The following is a 16541-nucleotide window of genomic DNA, read 5'->3' on the forward strand; positions in this document are numbered from 1 at the left end:
TTTTCTAAACTTCAGTTTCCCTGGCGTTACCTCTGCTCATAGTTATCAAACAGAAACAGCAACCAACTAAAGATATTATACTTAAAGTTGGGCTTGCCAGAGTGCCGCTTTCCACCAGAATCGCCATTCCCAATCCGATCAAAACAAAAGGCACAAGCTGATTGCCGTAGCGAGTCAGAGTATCTGCGATCGCCCGCATCTGAATTAACCGATAAGCAGCGTAGCACCAAACGCCCACCATCGCGAAGAATACAGCGAGAATCACCGCCAAACTTTCTAAAGTATTGCTAGCAAAAAGCGGTACATATATCCCGATATTGTCGCCCCCATTTGCCACCGTCACCCCTGCTACGCTGTAAGTTTGAGGAGACAGAAAATTGCTAAAAAAAGATTTCTCAGATTGCTCTAATTCTGCCTCAGCTTCCGAATCGTCAGTTTCTGGATTCAGCAAGCGGCTAAGCCCGATCGCAATTGGCAGCAAACCCAGCATTCCGATCCAATCTGGCGGAAAGATTAAGCGGCCAAAAAACCCCGGAATGCTAATCAAAACCAGTGCCGTAAAGCCCAGAAACTGACCGAAGACGATATGCCTGTGCCGAAATACTGCATTCACCTGCGAGAAAAACAGCAGCAGAATCAGAATATCGTCAAGATTCGTAGCTGTAAAAGCTGTCATACCCGTAGAAATTGCTGTTAGTAATTCATTCATTTCTGTATCTCCTTAATTTTTTTGCTGGGTTTTTACGCCTGCTTTTTTTACTGCGTCAAATCTTTGAATCAAATCAATGTAGGGTAGGCACTGCCCACCAGGGCCTGTAACAGGGTGAGTTGCAAATGTTTTGGTGGGGGGAGTGCCACCCTACAATTACTAATTAAAGGCTTGTTAGAGCGTAAGTTGCCAATGTTTTGGTGGGCCGTGCCCACCCTACAATTACTAATCAAAGCCGTTGTTGTCGATCGATACTGTATTCAATCGAACACCGCCGTAAATTGCATTTTATACCTCGAATTTGGCGTGAATTGCGTCAATAACCTGCTCCATCGAACCAACAAGTTCAGGATAGCGCCGCCGCTGCAAGAAAAACCATCCGCAAGTAGCCACCAAGTACATCAAGAACAAGTAAGGAAACGCATCGTAAGGAGCTTCGGGAACTGGGAACATAGTGCTGCCTGGAATGCCCACGCTGCCCGCAATCGGAATCATCATAAATGCGATCGCCGCCACCGAAAACGCTACATCTCGCACGCGCAATTTACCAATTTTGTGCAGGTAAACCGGAGCTGCGATCGAAATCAAGATGTATACCGTTAAAAATCCGTAGCTGCAAATTGCCCCCAAATAACCCATACAATCGAACAGTTTGATGTTAAACATAGACATGACAGCAGGCACCAAAAATGTCATAAATGTACACATCGTTACTGCAACGTGGGGAGTTCTATTAGATGAATGCGCTACACCTAATGAAGAGTGAAACAAACCGTGGCGCGCCATCATAAAAAACACTCTCGCCGCTGGATTGATGCTGCCGAGCACGCAAGCAAAAAAGCTAAATAAAGCGCCCAAAGCCACTAACTCTCCCAGCCAACCCATGCCCACTTGTTGCGCCAGAAAACTCAGAGGTTCTTCAGTATTAGTAATAGAAACTCCAGTACCGCTAAAACCCAAAACCTCAATATAGGTCATCAAAATGAAGAATAAGCCTGCCATGACAGCACTGCCCATAACAGCCTTGGGGATATTTTTTAAGGGTTTTTTCGCTTCGTCGCCCAGAGATGTAGCACTTTCAAAACCAGAGAAACCAAACATTACTAATACAAGTCCCGTCGCTATGTTGCCGGGAGTTACGCCTTCTAAAGTTAATTGGGACATATCTAAGGCAAAACCTTTGTGCGCCCAGATGATAATTCCTAAAAGTGCGATCGCCGCCACTGATGCCCCCTCTAGCCACAGCATCGCCATAGCTGAAAGCTGGATATCTTTGTAACCTGCATACCAAGCAACCCCGGCCCCGATCGATAACAGCGTAATCGGTGACGGATGGATGCCTAAATGACCGATGAAACTACCCGTAAAGTTGGCAAAACCACACAAAACGGACATCGCAGTAAATAGATAAGCTAGTACCAAACTCCAGCCGCAAATTACGCCGGCAGTAGGGCCAAGTCCTTTAACAATGTAAGAATAAAGAGAACCAGCAGAAGCCGATCGACTCGCAAATTGGTTGATATTGATGCTGACAAATACTAGGCCGATCAAGCCGATCGCAAAACTCAGCCAAGCCCCGTTTCCTGAAAGAGCGACGATTAAACCTATATTAGATGCTGGTATAGTTGTAGGTGCAATGACGGCAAAGGATTGAGCTAAAACCTCCCCGAAGGAGAGGCAGTCCGGCTTTAAGCCGTGTGCACTGTGATTTTTTTGCGTTTTCTTGGTCATTTATCTTCTCTATTTTTGTCGATCGACTTTTGGCGATCGGCTTCAAATTGTCGGTTCTGCTTCAGCCTCGGGCAGAGTGTTCTGACGCTTGAGTCTAACTGTAAGACCCTTGAGCCGTAAAATCAAATGTTGTTTTTTATCGAATTCATAAATGCAAGTGATGCAGTGCCGCGGCAAAAGAACTGTTGGAAGACGGTACCTATCTGTCGCCACAAGCTCAAACCCTTGACGTTAAGAGGAAAATTGAAATAGCGGCTGCTAACCGTGCTTTTTGGGGAATTCCAACCTGTACAATAGAGTCGATGGAAAAGTTCAGGTCAAAGCTTAGCCGCCAGAGATTTTAATCTCAAAAAATAACTGTATTTAGTAAAGGGGCACTCAGAATGGCCGGAATGACGCTTGACCAACTGCGAGTTTTTATAGCTGTAGCCGAACACCTGCACTTCAGTCGCGCGGCGGAGGAACTTTACATCACTCAACCCGCTGTCAGTGCGGCAATCCAAAGCTTAGAGGCACAATATGGAGTAAAACTATTTCACCGCATCGGCCGCCACATCGAAATCACTGAAGCCGGGAAGTTGCTGCAAGTTGAAACGCAGAAAATTCTCGACCAAGTTGCTTTGACTGAGAGAGGTTTGCGGGAGTTAAACGATTTGCAGCGAGGCGATTTAAAATTGGGTTGCAGTCTGACCATTGGCAATTATTGGCTGCCTGATAAAATTAGCAAGTTCAAACAGAAATATCCTGGTATTTGCGTGAATTGTACTCTGGCAAATGCCGAAGAAATTTGTGCGGGTACGGCGACGGGAACATTTGATTTGGGTTTAGTGACCGGAGACATCAAAGCTTCGCTTAAGAACACTCTGGAGGAAGAAGTTATAGGCAGCGAACGCTTGCTGATTGTTGTTGGCAAATCTCACCCTTGGTTTGAACGGGCAGAGGTGAGTTTAACGGAAATTGCGCAAACGGATTGGGTAATGCGAGAAGCTGGTTCTGGAGTTCAGCAAATGTTGGAACAAGCTTTGCAAAGTTGGGGCATTAATCCCCATGAATTGAATGTCACTTTAGTTTTGAACAGCAGTGAAATGGTCAAAGCAGTGGTGGAAAGCGGCACAGGTGCAGCGGCGATTCCTGAATTGATGGTAAAAAAAGAATTGCAGCTATCCACACTGCGATCGATTAAAATTATAGATAGTCAACAAAGTTCTAATGTATCTTTTGAAATAATTAAACCAGTTTTGAAACTGAAGCACAAACAGCGTTTTCAAACTGGAATTACTAAAGCTTTTGAACAGATCTTAAGTCAAGATTCTGATAATTGGTAATTCATAAATTACGCAGGAATACTCAAGAAAGCTGGTTTTTTACCGACATAAAAAGCTAAACGCCGTGTATTTTCGTAAAGAAACCCGGTTTCTGGCCACCAGCGCGTCCAGGATGATAATTATCTCTCAACCAATTTCCTCAAGTCCAATAAATTTTTACCTCCATCACCAACAATCATCGGCAATTTCCCATTCCATTTTTCTATAGCCTGCCTTTCCAAAAATTCCGGAGTCAAATTGTCCCGCAGCAACCTTTGCACTTCGGCTTCTCCCTTGGCTAAATTTACCTTAGCCTCGGCCTCTTTTACTGCCTTCAGCGCTAAAAACTCCCCTCTTTTTGCCTCCTGTTCGGCAATTTGTTTCGCCTCCACTGCATCGCTAAACCGCTCAGAAAAATGAACGTGTACTAAAGAAATATCGTCAACGGCAATATGATATGTAACCAGTCTCAAGGTCAAATAATCATCAACTGCGGCTTTAACTTCTCCCCGTTTAGTAATAATTTCTTCAGCCGTGTATTTTGCCATAACTGCTTTTAATACTTCTTCAACTGCCGGATCGATAATGCGAGTAACTACTTCTTTTTCGTCACCTATTTGTTGAAAAATAGCATTAGCTTCTTCTGGAATAATGTGCCAGTTCAGCGCTACATCCGTGAAAACATCTTGCAAATCTTTTGAGGAAGCTTCAGCGGAACTTTCCTGTTTTTGCACCCTGACGCTCAACTTTTTTACAGTATAAACTATGGGGACTATTACGTGAATTCCTTCTCCGAGTACCTGTTCTTCCACTTTACCAAACTGCATCATCACGCCCCGTTCTCCAGCGTTGACAATGACAAAAAATCTGGACATAATAGCTAAAAACACTATCACTAGAGCTAGTATAACAGCTCTGTCAAATTCCTTATTTTTTTTATTGCTTGATTTGAGTGAGTCAACGTTACTGCTGGATTCTCCCACCATATTCTACCCCGACGATAGCACTTAATTATAGGACAAATATTGACTTAACCGATATTCTATTTGCCTTCCACCAGCAACTGTTCAAAATCTGCGGCAGGCACAGGAGGACTGAACAAATATCCTTGCATTGTATCGCAATTGTAGCGCCAGAGAAAATCTTTTTCGGCTTCCGTCTCAACTCCTTCGGCAATTACCTCAAGACAGAGAGTGTGCGCCATTTCAATAATAGCTTTTACAATCGCTGCATTGGTGCAACCCTCGGTGATATTGCTGATAAAACAGCGGTCAATTTTTAAAGTATCGAATGGGTATTGCGCCAGATAGCTTAAAGAAGAATACCCAGTTCCAAAATCGTCAATAGATATACAAACTCCCAAATTTTTCAATTGTTGCAAAGTAGCGATCGCACTTTCGGCATCCTCCACCATCAAACTTTCAGTCAGCTCTAATTCCAAACTGCTCGGTTCCAAACCAGTTTCTGCTAAAATTTGAGCAACTCTGCTGCTGAGCTCCGGTTGGTGAAATTGGCGCGGCGACAGATTCACCGCTACCCGCAGCGAAAAACCTGCATTTTGCCAAACTTGCATTTGCCTGCAAGCTGTGTGCAAAACCCACTCGCCTAACTGTACAATGAAGCCAGTTGCTTCCGCAGACGGAATAAATTCTGCGGGCGAAATCAGCCCTTTTTCTGGATGCAGCCAGCGTACTAAAGCTTCTGCGCTCATAATTTTACCAGTCTGGACATTGACCTGCGGCTGATAATAAACTTGGAATTCTTCTCGTTCCAATGCGTCGCGCAAACTTGTTTTTATCTGGTCTAATTTGTCGGCTGCATCTTGGATCAATTCGCTGCTTGGCCGCAAAGTATTGTACTTTTCGGCGACAGCTTCTTGTTTTTTCAAGCGGCTCGATATCGCCCCCACAAGTTCAGCTTTAGTAAAAGGTTTAGTCAGATAATCATCTGCTCCCAATTCCATACCTTGCCGCATTTCAGAGCGATCGGCTTTACCGGTGAGAAAAACAAAAGGCAGTGTAGCAGTAACAGGATTAGATCGCAAGGCCACCAGCACGCCGTACCCGTCAAGTTCCGGCATCATCACATCGCAAAGAATCACGTCGGGAAGATTTGACACCGCCGCATTTAAACCTTGCGCTCCATTTTCTGCACCCGTCACGTCGAAACCTTCAGCTTTGAGGAGTTTGAGAATATTCTCCCGGATTATTTGCTCGTCCTCAATCACTAAAATCTTTTTCATACGTCATTCCCTGAAAGCGATATAATTGACCCTCTAGCTGAAAGCGATAAGCGTGGCAATAACTGAGAACGCACAGCTCGGCTAAACAGCCGAAGCTTTTCCGACCAAAATAGCAGACTCCCCTGAAAAACGGTAATTTTTCAAAGATAACTAGATTAATGTTTCTCTGTTTACTCAGCGCCGTCCGTATTATTACAAGCTTAATTAATAATGTCTAAACTAATTCTAGGCGATCGACAGTTAGCATCGCCCTGAATAAATGCTAAACTAATTGTGCCACCTGAACGAGAGTCTGCAAACAATCTCAGCCTATTTATAACAGTTGCAAAAAATAATGCAACTGCAAGCAAGTTCCAAAGCCTTGCGGAGTCAGTCTTTTCCCATTCTTCAATGTAAAATCTCAACTTTCAAATCTCAAATGGTATTACCTACTGGATTCCCTGAACCCGCACAGATTGGGGTCATAGAAGTTAAGCAATATCCTCAGTACCGCGCTGTCACCTACACCCACGCGGGCGATTTGCGACAAGCAACTGGAATCGCCTTCAATCCCTTATTTCAACATATCAGCAACAACAAAATTGCGATGACAACGCCAGTAGAAGCGCGCTACACTGCAAATTCCGAGCAAATCGATGCGGTTCCCCAAGCAGAAGTTTCGTTCCTCTATCCCGCACCAAATATCGCCCCCAGCAGCGTTAATTCCGCTGTAGAAGTCACAGATACTTCGCCGATGACGGTTGTCAGCATCGGTGTGGGCGGGGCCTACACTTGGGAAAGCTATGAAAAGAACCTCCAGAAACTCAAAGATTGGCTTCAAGAACATCCCGAATACGAAATAGTCGGGCCGCCGCGCCGCTTTTTTTACAATTCCCCGATGACGCCGGAAGCAACTAAAATCAGCGAAGTACAAATTCCGATCAAGTGCCGCTGACGTGAACAACTAATTCGCGAATGTGACCCCGCTGGCGGTGTTCCCACAGGTAAATTCCCTGCCAAGTTCCTAACAGCAACCTGCCGCGGTCGATCGGGATTTGTTCAGAAGTATGAGTCAGCGCAGTGCGAATGTGCGCCGGCATATCGTCTGGGCCTTCAGCATCGTGAATGTAGCGATCGCCCTCCGGTACCAGTTTAGCCAAAAAGTTAGCCAAATCCTTAAGTACATCCGGGTCAGCATTTTCTTGAATCACCAAACTAGCAGAAGTGTGGCGCAAAAATAAGCTACAAAGTCCCGTTTTAATACCTGAATTCGCCACCGCATCTTCTATCTTAGGACTGATGTTACACAGAGACTTCCCTGTAGTTTGAATCTTGAGTATCTGTTGATAGTGAGTCATGCGATTTTAGATTTTGGATTTTAGATTTTAGATTTTGGATGAGACTGATGCAAAACTCTTCAGTCTGGCGTTGCGCCGACTTTGTTTGTGTAGGATCGATTTCTAATGGCCGTCTTCTATTTTAAACTTTCGATGAGACTGATGCAAAACTCTTCAGTCTGGCGTTGCGCCGACTTTGTTTGACAAGAAGCGATTTCAATCGCCGTCCTCCTTTGTTTGACAAGAAGCGATTTCAATCGCCTTATGTAAAATAGTCTACAACCGCTTGGGCGATCGCCTCCGTACCATTTTTATCCAATTTACCCGACAAACGCGGCGGATGCAGCGGTTGTCGCAAAAACTCCCAATCCCCCTCAAAAAACTCCGTCGCCGTCACAATTTGATGTTCCGCATAATTTTGAATCCCTTCCAGCAACACCGCAGCTTCTGCAAAACCTTCTCTCATTATAGAAACAACAGGTATTTGCAAGCGCAAAGCTTCCGCAAAAGTGCTGTATCCCGGTTTAGAAACTAAGCGCCCGCAGACAGGCATAATATCAACCGGACGCGGTAAAATCGGGAAAGATTGTGCAAACTTAGGATTTTTGACATTAATCAAATTCGGCAAATCGGGAGATTCCGCATCAAAAGTAATAAATTGCCAGTCGCTAAATTGCTGTAAATTTTGATAAGGAATTTCTTCTAAACCCAGTCCGCCGAAAGTCAACAAGACAGTTTTTTGCAGGGGTGTTTCGATGCCGAATACTTCCCGGACTTTATGGTTACTGTAGCGAGGATTGCCGCCAGTCAAGCCAACATCTTGAATATTTGGGAAAGCTGGCATCGGTTCGTGTAAAGGAAGACGAAAAAGCCGATCGCACATTCCGAAACACTCACCAATCCAATCTGCCATTTCTACAAATTCTCCGCCCCAATCGCGATAGATAAAATCCCACCCGAAATTGCTCATCATCCAGCAAGGAACCCCAGCCGATGCCGCCATTCGCGTTGCCAAAGGAGGAATGTCTGCCAGGATCAAACCCACCCGATTTTGCTTGATAAAATTAACTTCGCTTGCAATTAGGGAATTTTGCTTTTTCCGAATTTCCAGCAATTTTTCCAGCGTCGCGTCTTTATCCATATTCAAACTGTCAGCTTGCACGACACCCACATCAAAAGCGCGGGGACGGTGGATAAAGTCGCCGCGAATGTAAGATTCTAGCAGCCACCGAGGGGCAGTTGTTGTCATAATTAGTAAAATATCTTGATTTAATTCTTGAATTTTTGCAGCTACGGAGGAGACTCGGACAGCATGGCCGAATCCGTGATTCGTGATGGCAATATATAATGTTGGTCGAGACATTGATAATAGGGAATAGGGAATGGGGAATGGGGCATTGGGCATCGGGCATCGGGAATTGCGAATTGGAGGTAGAGACTGGAAGCCAACAAGACCAAGCTTCAAGCGACGCAGAAGGAACAATGACAAATTTAATAACTAATGACTAAGCGGTTGTGTATTTAACTTGTATATTCCTAACCTTGCTCTGAGCAACAGCCCAGAAGAGTTTTATTATTATTTTAGATGCAATTTCAATGCTGACTAGCTTATGTTACCGATTGATATTATCTCCGGTCGATTGACTATAAGAAAAATAGTTTTTAATGATGAACGCGACTCCTATCTTTATGAATAAATTAAAACTAAAATTTTTACTCCTAACTTAATTATAATTGTACAGGCATCGAATATGCAAGCACTCATCAATTGGAGGTGCTTTTAGACCAAACAGGCAATTGATTAATCTTGTCCAGGGTTATATCTACATACTTTTTACCGTCCGCCGCTTGATTTTCCCCAAAATATCCCTCATCGCCGTCGTGCTTGTGAGGGCCGCTCAAAGCTTCTGCATAGCGGCCTTGCAAACGAGCTTGGTTGAAAGGAGAAGTCGCGTACCAGTACCAGCGACTCGGAAAAACTATGCCACCAATATCCTCAATTGAATCGCGAGTGCCGCGAAAGTGGAAAATGCGATCGGCCTCTGCAAAACCATTTTCTCCCGAAAACACGCCCCCAACCGAAACAACCGTAATTTCTGCCTTCAGCCATTCTTTAAGATAGCGAGTAGCACCCAAAGCAACTTGTGCGCCGCCGCTAGTTCCAATTAAAATAACTTTCAAAGGTTGTTGAGGATTAACTGAAATGGGAGATTGAGCATTCATGCGCTCGATAATTGCATTAGCCATTCCCTGATTGTATGCAAAGCCGTAGCGATAATCTAAAGAAATTGCAAACCTCCAGAGATTGCGAATTTTGATGAATATATCCCCCGCAATCGGCCCGCTTTTTGCCTGTTCTGCAAACCGCCAAAAAGGAGCTAGCCACCGCTCTCCTCCTAAACTTTTGTTAGACGCTGAATAAGGAAAAACATCGCCCACTGCTACGCACTGCGGGTGACTTTTAACTAAACGCTTGAGAAAGAACTCTTCGCCCGGGGTTAATTCGTCCCCCGAAAAATCGCCAACTCCCGGTAAAAAGATGATATAACAATTGAGCGGTGAAGACTTGCGCGCTTCTAGATTGCCCTTGTTTGAAGGCAGTATCTCCGGCGGATTTTTCTTGAAACCCAAAGTTTCGGCACTTTGATTCAGCCACCATATAACAGTTCCCACCGGGGAAAGAATGCCCCAAATTATCAGAATTACACCTGCGACGATCAGCAAATTTAAACTTCCCCCGCGCAGCCATGCAAGTATCCTTAAAATCAATCTTAGCATTTAATAAAATCTGGTAGAATGCCAATTAATTAGCTAGTTACGTAGAAATAGTTCGGTGATTCTGCTGTATTAGAGCTTATTTTGTAAAAGTTGTCAACTATCTTGAGGAGCAGGAGTTCAACGTGAAGGGAGAAGATTCAATTGCAGGTTTGGGGGCTACCCTTTGGAACGCACTTTCTTTGAACGGCAATTTTTACGAAAAAACTCCATACACTCGCAGAACTAAGCGGATAGCTTTAACAATTGTAATTTTAGCTGCGGTGTCCCGCGTGTTGGGCAGTGCTGTCATCTTGTTAATCAACCGAACTGAGCCATCCGTATTATTTCTAGGACTTTTGATAGATGGTTTGGCAGTCGCGGGGGGTTATTATTTTTGGACTTTCACTATCTTTAAAATCGGGCAGTGGCTGAAACCGGGTCACGTAACTTATGGGGAGTTGTTGGTTCCGATCGGCTTTGCCTACGCCCCCCAAGTGCTGAATTTTTTAACGCTGATTCCCTTGCTGGGAGAAGGAATAGAGCGCATATTAGCTGTGTGGAGTTTGCTAGCTGTAATTGTTGCGGTTCGTCAAGGTTTGGATATTCAAACTCGCTGGGCGGTGTTAATTTGTTTTGTGGGTTGGCCGTTGATTCAAATTGCGATCGGCTTTGTGAAAGTATTTGAACAGTTGTTTTCACGATGGCTTTAATTAATCAATACGGAAGCAGTATAGTAAACTCGCTGCCCTCTCCAGGTGCCGACTTGCAAATTAGCTTTCCTCCATGTTGTTCTACCACAATTTGATAACTGATAGACAATCCCAAACCAGTCCCCTTACCTACCTCTTTAGTTGTAAAAAACGGGTCGAATATTTTACCCACCACCTCCGAACTCATCCCCACACCATTATCAACAATGCGAATCGCTACTTGATTTCCTTCCGCGACTTGAGTGCAAATCTGAATTGTTGGAGTCTTTGTCGAGTCAGCTTCACTCACTCTTTCGCAATAAAAAGCATCAATTGCATTGGTAAGTAAATTCATAAATACCTGATTAATTTCTCCCGGATAGCAGTTCACTAAAGGCAAATTGCCGTACTCCTCGATTACTTGAATATCAGTTAATTTCTGAGCCAAAATCATCAATGTGCTGTCGATCCCTTCGTGGAGATTAACCCATTTTTTATCTGATTCATCTAGTCGAGCAAAGTTTCGCAGCGACAGCACAATATCGCGAACCCTCGCAGCACCAACTCTCATGGAATCAATCATTTGAGTGAAATCATTTATCAAAAAACTTAAATCAATTTGCTCACTTTTATTTATTATTTCTTGCACGGGATTTGGGTAATTATTTTGGTATAACTGTAGTAAATCTAGTAAATTTTTAGAGTATTCATTGGTGTAATGTAAATTTCCATAAATAAAGTTAATCGGGTTATTAATTTCGTGAGCAATCCCCCCTACCACTTCTCCTAAACTAGACATTTTTTCGCTTTGAATTAGCTGCAATTGAGTGCGGCGAAGTTCTTCCAGTGCAGTTTGCAATTTCTCAGTTCTTTGGGCTACTCGCGTTTCCAGAATAGTATAAAAACGGGCATTTTCTAGAGAAATAGCTGCTTGTGCAGACAGGATTCCCAAAATTTCTAGCCTATCCCTAGTAAAAGCACCTTTTGTTAAATTGTTTTCTAAATAAAAAATCCCCGTAAGGTTGCCTTGATGGATAATTGGCAATACCAGGATAGATAGGGGTTGATTGGTCGCAATATAAGGATCAAATTGGAATTGCTCGGCTCGGGTAGCATCATCTAAAACCAAGTATTTTTGGGTTCTTTCTACATAGTTAATTAATGAAATTGGGAGGCTCTCGGATTCGGCAATCGGGAGAGATTGTAACACGGTTACATCATTAAACTGACCTGTTAGTCCAGCTTCTATGAATAATTGATTACCTGTCTTGGCAAGAAATAATACTTTTTGAGCGCCTGCGTTTTCCTTCACAAGCTGTACGAGTTTCTCTAGCAAGCGGCTGAGAATAATTTCGCTCGAAACAGCTTGTGATGCTTTGACAACTGTTGACAAATCCAGCACCAAACTATTGTTGATAGTAGTTTTGGCAGTCGTGACAACATTTTTAGATATTGGTTTTTGATGGCGATCGACTAAATAATGATAACGGGATTCTAAGTATTTAACTTTTGCTATAGCTCCCCAGCGAATGTAAGCATAATAAGCTTTTGTCAGATAAGATCGAGCACTGAGATCTTTATCCCAAAAGTGATAAAACTCTCCCGCTAATTCATAAGCTAATGCTTCTTCGTGGGTGTAACCGTTAGCAGCAGCTCCTTTAATAGCTAAGTCATAATAATCCATTGCTGCAAGTTTATCGCTGATAACTCGCGCTTTTTCTGCTTCGACTAACTCGTACTTGTGCTGATAATTCATGGGTGCATGGTAGGCCCACTTTTTCATAACTTGCTGATTAGAATTAACAATAGCTAGGTATGCTTCTTGATTGTCACTGTCAGGATAGTGAGCGAGGAGAGCCAGCGAATAGTAGAAATTGTGTACCCCAACAGTGATTAAGCCGATCGCCCCATCTGCATATTCTGTCGCTAATTTACCGCTGGCAACAGCCGAAGCATAATCTTTCAATAAATAAAGCAGCATCAATTTACCCACATAAGCTGCAAACAGCGACATTCGATTATTTTCTTTCTGCCAACGCGACATCACAGCAGGTTCATCCAACCTGCTACTAACTAACCGTACTTGCTCTGCTGTTTGGCTTCTTAAGCTTGAAGCAATTCCTTGCCAAATTTGAGCATAACCTATGGCAAATTCGTGTTTATTTTTCAGCAAAAACTCCATCGAAATGGTTTGTTTATCTTTGACAGATTCTAGCGGTTCTCCCACCAAAAATAAATTTGTAATATAGTGCTTACAATTATAAATTGCCCATTCTAGATCGCCAGTTTCGACACCAGAATTCATTCCTTCTCGAAAGGAAGCAAGTGTATTTTTAGTAGACTCTTTCCAGATTTTTATATGACCATTAAACATTACATAAACCTTAGCTTTTTGTTGGCTAGCATTAAATTGTTCTAGCAGCTTTAAAGCGATTAGTCCAGCGTAGTAGCCAGCTTCGATGTCGCCTTCTGTCCCGCACAGGATCATTCCATAAAGAGTATAGGGAAAAGCGGCTAATGCTGAATGACCGTGAGCGATACAAAGATTAACCATAGTCAAGACGAGGGACGACACAATTTCTGGTTTGGCAATATAAGCAGGAGGATAGAGGGCTGTCATGATTTCCATAGCTGCCAGTTGATAAGGATCAGTCATAACTGGCAGGTTTTCTAATTCCTCAATCTGAGGCAATTTTGGCACTGCAATGGTTTCGTTATCTAATAGGTTTACTCCCAGCATTTCCAGCACTTCTAGACCTGTTTCAACAGCTTTTAGCATCTGGCTTTGAGCCTGATAAAATAGGATTTTTAGCTGATACACTTTCGCTATGTCAAGCTGGTTTTTAGCCGATCGCAAAACCACTTCCGCCAAATTTTCTGCTTGCTCGAAATTGGTGTTTAAATATTCCGCTTCCAGCGTCTCTACATACAACCGCAGCGTCATGCTATAGTTGCGATCCCAGCTATCAGGTGCTAATAACGAAATTCCCACATTCAAATACTTAACAGCGGGTTCGTAAGCGTTAGCTGCTTTTGCCTTATGCCCAGCTATTAAATTTAATTGTGCTAATTCATCTTTTTCTGATTGCAGGCTCAGACAATCAATTCCTACATTTAACTGGTTGATAATATCAAAAATTTTCTCTTCTACTTTATCAGATGGCGTATTTTTAAGTAGCAATTTACCGATGCTAAGATGAGTAACTTTCTTTTCATCCTCAGAAATCAGCGAATATGCAGCTTGCTGGACGCGATCGTGCAAAAATTTATAGCCGACTCCCGAAGAATTGAAAGTTAAATTAACGGCTGATTCTCGATCTAAAAATAAAGGAATAAGGTAACTCTCATTCAATGGAAGTATTAACCCCGCTTGCAAAGCATCCCAGAGTTCCGTCGCAGTGACAGATGGAGATTTTGCGTTGACAGTAGAGAGAACATCGAGAGTAAAATTGTCCCCAACACAAGCGGCTAATTTCAAAACTTCTTGTGTAATCTCTGGCAGTTGTTGAATCCGACTGGCTACCAGTTCAACTACACTCTTATCTGTAATACCAATAGCTTGAATCTCCTCAATGTTCCACTCCCACTGCCCTTTTATTCCGGGAGACAGGACCTTGGTAAAGTCAAATTTTAAAAGTTGTTCTTGATAAAGAGTGTTGAGCAATTGCGTCACGAAAAAAGGATTACCACCAGTTTTATTCCAAATTAACTCCGCTAAGGGGTGAATTCTTTCTGAGTCATTTAAGGTCTCAGAAATTAACTCATTCACCTGGGCTAAAGAAAGAGGTTCCAGCACTAAATTGTTGAGAATAATCCCCGTTTGTTGAAGGTACTCTACTGTTTGCATTAAAGGATGTGTAGAGCTAACTTCATGGTCTCGATAGGCTCCAATCAATAGTAAATATTTGCTGTCTGGGTCAGTTGCCAGCAATTCCATTAATTTCAATGTCGCTGAATCTGACCACTGCAAGTCATCGAGAAATATCACTAAGGGATGCTCTTTCTGCGCGAAGACGTGGATAAATTCTTTGAATAGCCTGTTAAAGCGGTTTTGTGCTTCAGTTGGGGCAAGTTCGGGAACGGCAGGCTGTTTGCCAATTACCAATTCTAGTTCGGGAATCACGTCAATAATTACTTGTCCGGAATCGCCTAGCGCGGCTAAAATTTGATGTTGCCAATCTTGTAATTTTTTGCTATTTTCGGCAAGTAACTGCTGGCTCAAAGATTGAAAAGCTTGAATTAAAGATGCGTAAGGTATATTCCGCTTGAATTGGTCAAATTTACCAGAAATAAAATAACCCCGCTGTTTGGTGATGGGTTTTTTAATTTCGCTGACTACGGCCGATTTGCCTATACCTGCATAACCAGAAACTAGGAGCAGTTCAATTTGGGAAGGGGAAGAAATTTCCACGCAGGGATTAGCTACACGTTCAAATGCAGCCAATAGTTCCCTGACTTGTGTTTCCCGACCGTACAATTTTTGAGGAATCAACAACTGACTCAATATATCTAAGTTTCCGGGGGTAAAATCGACTATCTTGCCTGTAGTTTCTAACTGATTTAAACAATTTTCTAAATCTGCCAACAATCCACCTGCGCTTTGATATCTATCTTCGGCATTTTTTGCCATCAATTTTATCACAATTTGTGAGATAGCTGGTGGAATCTCTGAATTAATTTGATGGGGTACAATTGGTTGAGAGGCTAGGTGACTGTAAACTATTTCTAAGGGGTCGTTACTCGGAAATGGCAATTGACCTGTCAGCATTTCATACAAGGTAATTCCGAGGGAATAAAAGTCGGTGCGGTAGTCGAGGGTGCGGTTCATTCTCCCGGTTTGTTCCGGAGACATATAAGCAAAAGTGCCGACTATCGAGTTATTATTAATTTGGGGATTTTCTTTGGACAGTCGCGAAGCAATCCCGAAATCTGTCAATTTAATAATTCCTGTTTGGCTGTTGATGATGATATTGCTAGGCTTAATATCTTTATGAATTATTTTTTGAAGGTGCAGATATTCTAAGGCTTTTATGAGTTGGATGCCCAACCTCAAACAGGTGATGACTTCGAGCTTTTGTCTCGACATCAGGCGATCGAGAGATTCGCCCTCAAAGTCTTCTAAAAGCAAGCCGAGACGGTTGTCAAAGGTTTCTAGGCTAATGACTTTAACTAGGCCCGGATGGTCTAAATGTTCGCGAATGCGATACTCGTGCTTGATCCGGGTAATTGCATCGAGGGTGGGATATTCAGCTTTCAGGATTTTGAGTACGGTTGTCTCCTGCTGCGTGGGGATTTTCCCTCGATAAATAATCGTTTCGCTACCTTCGTGGAGAGTGCAGTGGATTTGGTATTGCGAGAGAAATTGCATTGAGTTCTCCTCAGAGTTGAAAATATATCTGATTCGAGCCGGTGTTGGCTGTTGACTGTTGGCTGTTGGCTGAGGGCACGACCACCCTCAACCGTCAAAAGTGTTGACATGGCAACCGTCAAAAGTCTTGACATGGCAACTGTTATATGCTTAATTCAACCATGTACTTATGCCAACAAAAATCAAACTTTATTTACTCGAACAAGAATATAATTTATACATAAAATGATATTATTAATGGAATCAAGCCATTTTGCTACTATTATTCTCAATTAATATCCCACCGACAGCGGACGGCAACCACACCCCTACTATTCGGCTCTCCCCACTGTCCCTCCTCCCTTAGCAAGATACATTGTTAGAGAAGGAAATACACAAAAATTTACATCTATAATTTGTGTAGTGTTCCAAATCGCTCCTTACCA

At 43.0% G+C, this 16541-nt stretch carries 11 protein-coding genes; 3 read left to right on the forward strand and 8 right to left on the reverse strand.

The genetic code is table 11. The annotated features are described in order from the left end of the window. Positions 1 to 4: 4 nt before the first annotated feature. The gene (locus E5S67_RS06660; protein WP_172186285.1) at positions 5 to 709 is read right to left on the reverse strand and encodes a cadmium resistance transporter; all 705 of its coding nucleotides are present in this window, start codon (positions 707 to 709) and stop codon (positions 5 to 7) included. A gap of 288 nt (positions 710 to 997) precedes the next feature. Further along, positions 998 to 2440: an APC family permease gene (locus tag E5S67_RS06665; RefSeq protein WP_172186286.1), complete on the reverse strand. Its 1443-nt coding sequence runs from the start codon at positions 2438 to 2440 to the stop codon at positions 998 to 1000. 392 nt (positions 2441 to 2832) lie between these two features. On the opposite strand from E5S67_RS06665, the gene E5S67_RS06670 reads away from it, so the two are divergent. Further along, positions 2833 to 3765: a LysR family transcriptional regulator gene (locus E5S67_RS06670; RefSeq protein ID WP_246276652.1), complete on the forward strand. Its 933-nt coding sequence runs from the start codon at positions 2833 to 2835 to the stop codon at positions 3763 to 3765. 119 nt (positions 3766 to 3884) lie between these two features. On the opposite strand, the gene E5S67_RS06675 is transcribed toward E5S67_RS06670, so the two are convergent. Further along, the gene (locus E5S67_RS06675) at positions 3885 to 4730 is read right to left on the reverse strand and encodes a prohibitin family protein (RefSeq protein WP_172186288.1); all 846 of its coding nucleotides are present in this window, start codon (positions 4728 to 4730) and stop codon (positions 3885 to 3887) included. A 56-nt stretch (positions 4731 to 4786) separates the two neighbouring features. Then, positions 4787 to 5986, reverse strand: a complete 1200-nt coding sequence (locus tag E5S67_RS06680; protein ID WP_172186289.1) for an EAL domain-containing response regulator — start codon at positions 5984 to 5986, stop codon at positions 4787 to 4789. 418 nt (positions 5987 to 6404) lie between these two features. Here E5S67_RS06680 and E5S67_RS06685 point away from each other — a divergent pair, with 418 nt between their 5' ends. After that, on the forward strand, positions 6405 to 6920 hold the full coding sequence (locus tag E5S67_RS06685; RefSeq protein WP_172186290.1) for a heme-binding protein: 516 nt from the start codon (positions 6405 to 6407) through the stop codon (positions 6918 to 6920). Here E5S67_RS06685 and E5S67_RS06690 read toward each other — a convergent pair. The 3 genes from E5S67_RS06690 to E5S67_RS06700 form a co-directional block, all read right to left on the reverse strand. Beyond that, positions 6907 to 7323: a secondary thiamine-phosphate synthase enzyme YjbQ gene (locus tag E5S67_RS06690; RefSeq protein ID WP_172186291.1), complete on the reverse strand. Its 417-nt coding sequence runs from the start codon at positions 7321 to 7323 to the stop codon at positions 6907 to 6909. The genes E5S67_RS06685 and E5S67_RS06690 overlap by 14 nt on opposite strands. 241 nt (positions 7324 to 7564) lie before the next feature. Beyond that, a complete protein-coding gene (locus E5S67_RS06695) occupies positions 7565 to 8665 on the reverse strand; it encodes a glycosyl transferase (RefSeq protein ID WP_172186292.1) in 1101 nt (366 codons plus the stop codon). A 401-nt stretch (positions 8666 to 9066) separates the two neighbouring features. After that, the gene (locus tag E5S67_RS06700; protein ID WP_172186293.1) at positions 9067 to 10080 is read right to left on the reverse strand and encodes a hypothetical protein; all 1014 of its coding nucleotides are present in this window, start codon (positions 10078 to 10080) and stop codon (positions 9067 to 9069) included. A gap of 122 nt (positions 10081 to 10202) precedes the next feature. On the opposite strand from E5S67_RS06700, the gene E5S67_RS06705 reads away from it, so the two are divergent. Then, positions 10203 to 10769 (forward strand): YIP1 family protein, encoded by a 567-nt coding sequence (locus E5S67_RS06705; RefSeq protein ID WP_172186294.1) that lies wholly within the window; start codon positions 10203 to 10205, stop codon positions 10767 to 10769. A gap of 4 nt (positions 10770 to 10773) precedes the next feature. Here E5S67_RS06705 and E5S67_RS06710 read toward each other — a convergent pair whose 3' ends face one another. Continuing rightward, positions 10774 to 16116, reverse strand: a complete 5343-nt coding sequence (locus E5S67_RS06710) for a trifunctional serine/threonine-protein kinase/ATP-binding protein/sensor histidine kinase (protein WP_172186295.1) — start codon at positions 16114 to 16116, stop codon at positions 10774 to 10776. Positions 16117 to 16541: the final 425 nt, after the last annotated feature.

Origin of the sequence: Microcoleus asticus IPMA8 (assembly GCF_013179805.1) — a bacterium.
Lineage (GTDB): Bacteria > Cyanobacteriota > Cyanobacteriia > Cyanobacteriales > Microcoleaceae > Microcoleus > Microcoleus asticus.

What these genes read in the sequence shown, in the direction of transcription:
- E5S67_RS06660 (WP_172186285.1), bottom strand. Translation starts at nt 709, where the DNA reads ATGAATGAATTACTAACAGCAATTTCTACGGGTATGACAGCTTTTACA.
- E5S67_RS06665 (WP_172186286.1), bottom strand. Translation starts at nt 2,440, where the DNA reads ATGACCAAGAAAACGCAAAAAAATCACAGTGCACACGGCTTAAAGCCG.
- E5S67_RS06670 (WP_246276652.1), top strand. Translation starts at nt 2,833, where the DNA reads ATGACGCTTGACCAACTGCGAGTTTTTATAGCTGTAGCCGAACACCTG.
- E5S67_RS06675 (WP_172186288.1), bottom strand. Translation starts at nt 4,730, where the DNA reads ATGGTGGGAGAATCCAGCAGTAACGTTGACTCACTCAAATCAAGCAAT.
- E5S67_RS06680 (WP_172186289.1), bottom strand. Translation starts at nt 5,986, where the DNA reads ATGAAAAAGATTTTAGTGATTGAGGACGAGCAAATAATCCGGGAGAAT.
- E5S67_RS06685 (WP_172186290.1), top strand. Translation starts at nt 6,405, where the DNA reads ATGGTATTACCTACTGGATTCCCTGAACCCGCACAGATTGGGGTCATA.
- E5S67_RS06690 (WP_172186291.1), bottom strand. Translation starts at nt 7,323, where the DNA reads ATGACTCACTATCAACAGATACTCAAGATTCAAACTACAGGGAAGTCT.
- E5S67_RS06695 (WP_172186292.1), bottom strand. Translation starts at nt 8,665, where the DNA reads ATGTCTCGACCAACATTATATATTGCCATCACGAATCACGGATTCGGC.
- E5S67_RS06700 (WP_172186293.1), bottom strand. Translation starts at nt 10,080, where the DNA reads ATGCTAAGATTGATTTTAAGGATACTTGCATGGCTGCGCGGGGGAAGT.
- E5S67_RS06710 (WP_172186295.1), bottom strand. Translation starts at nt 16,116, where the DNA reads ATGCAATTTCTCTCGCAATACCAAATCCACTGCACTCTCCACGAAGGT.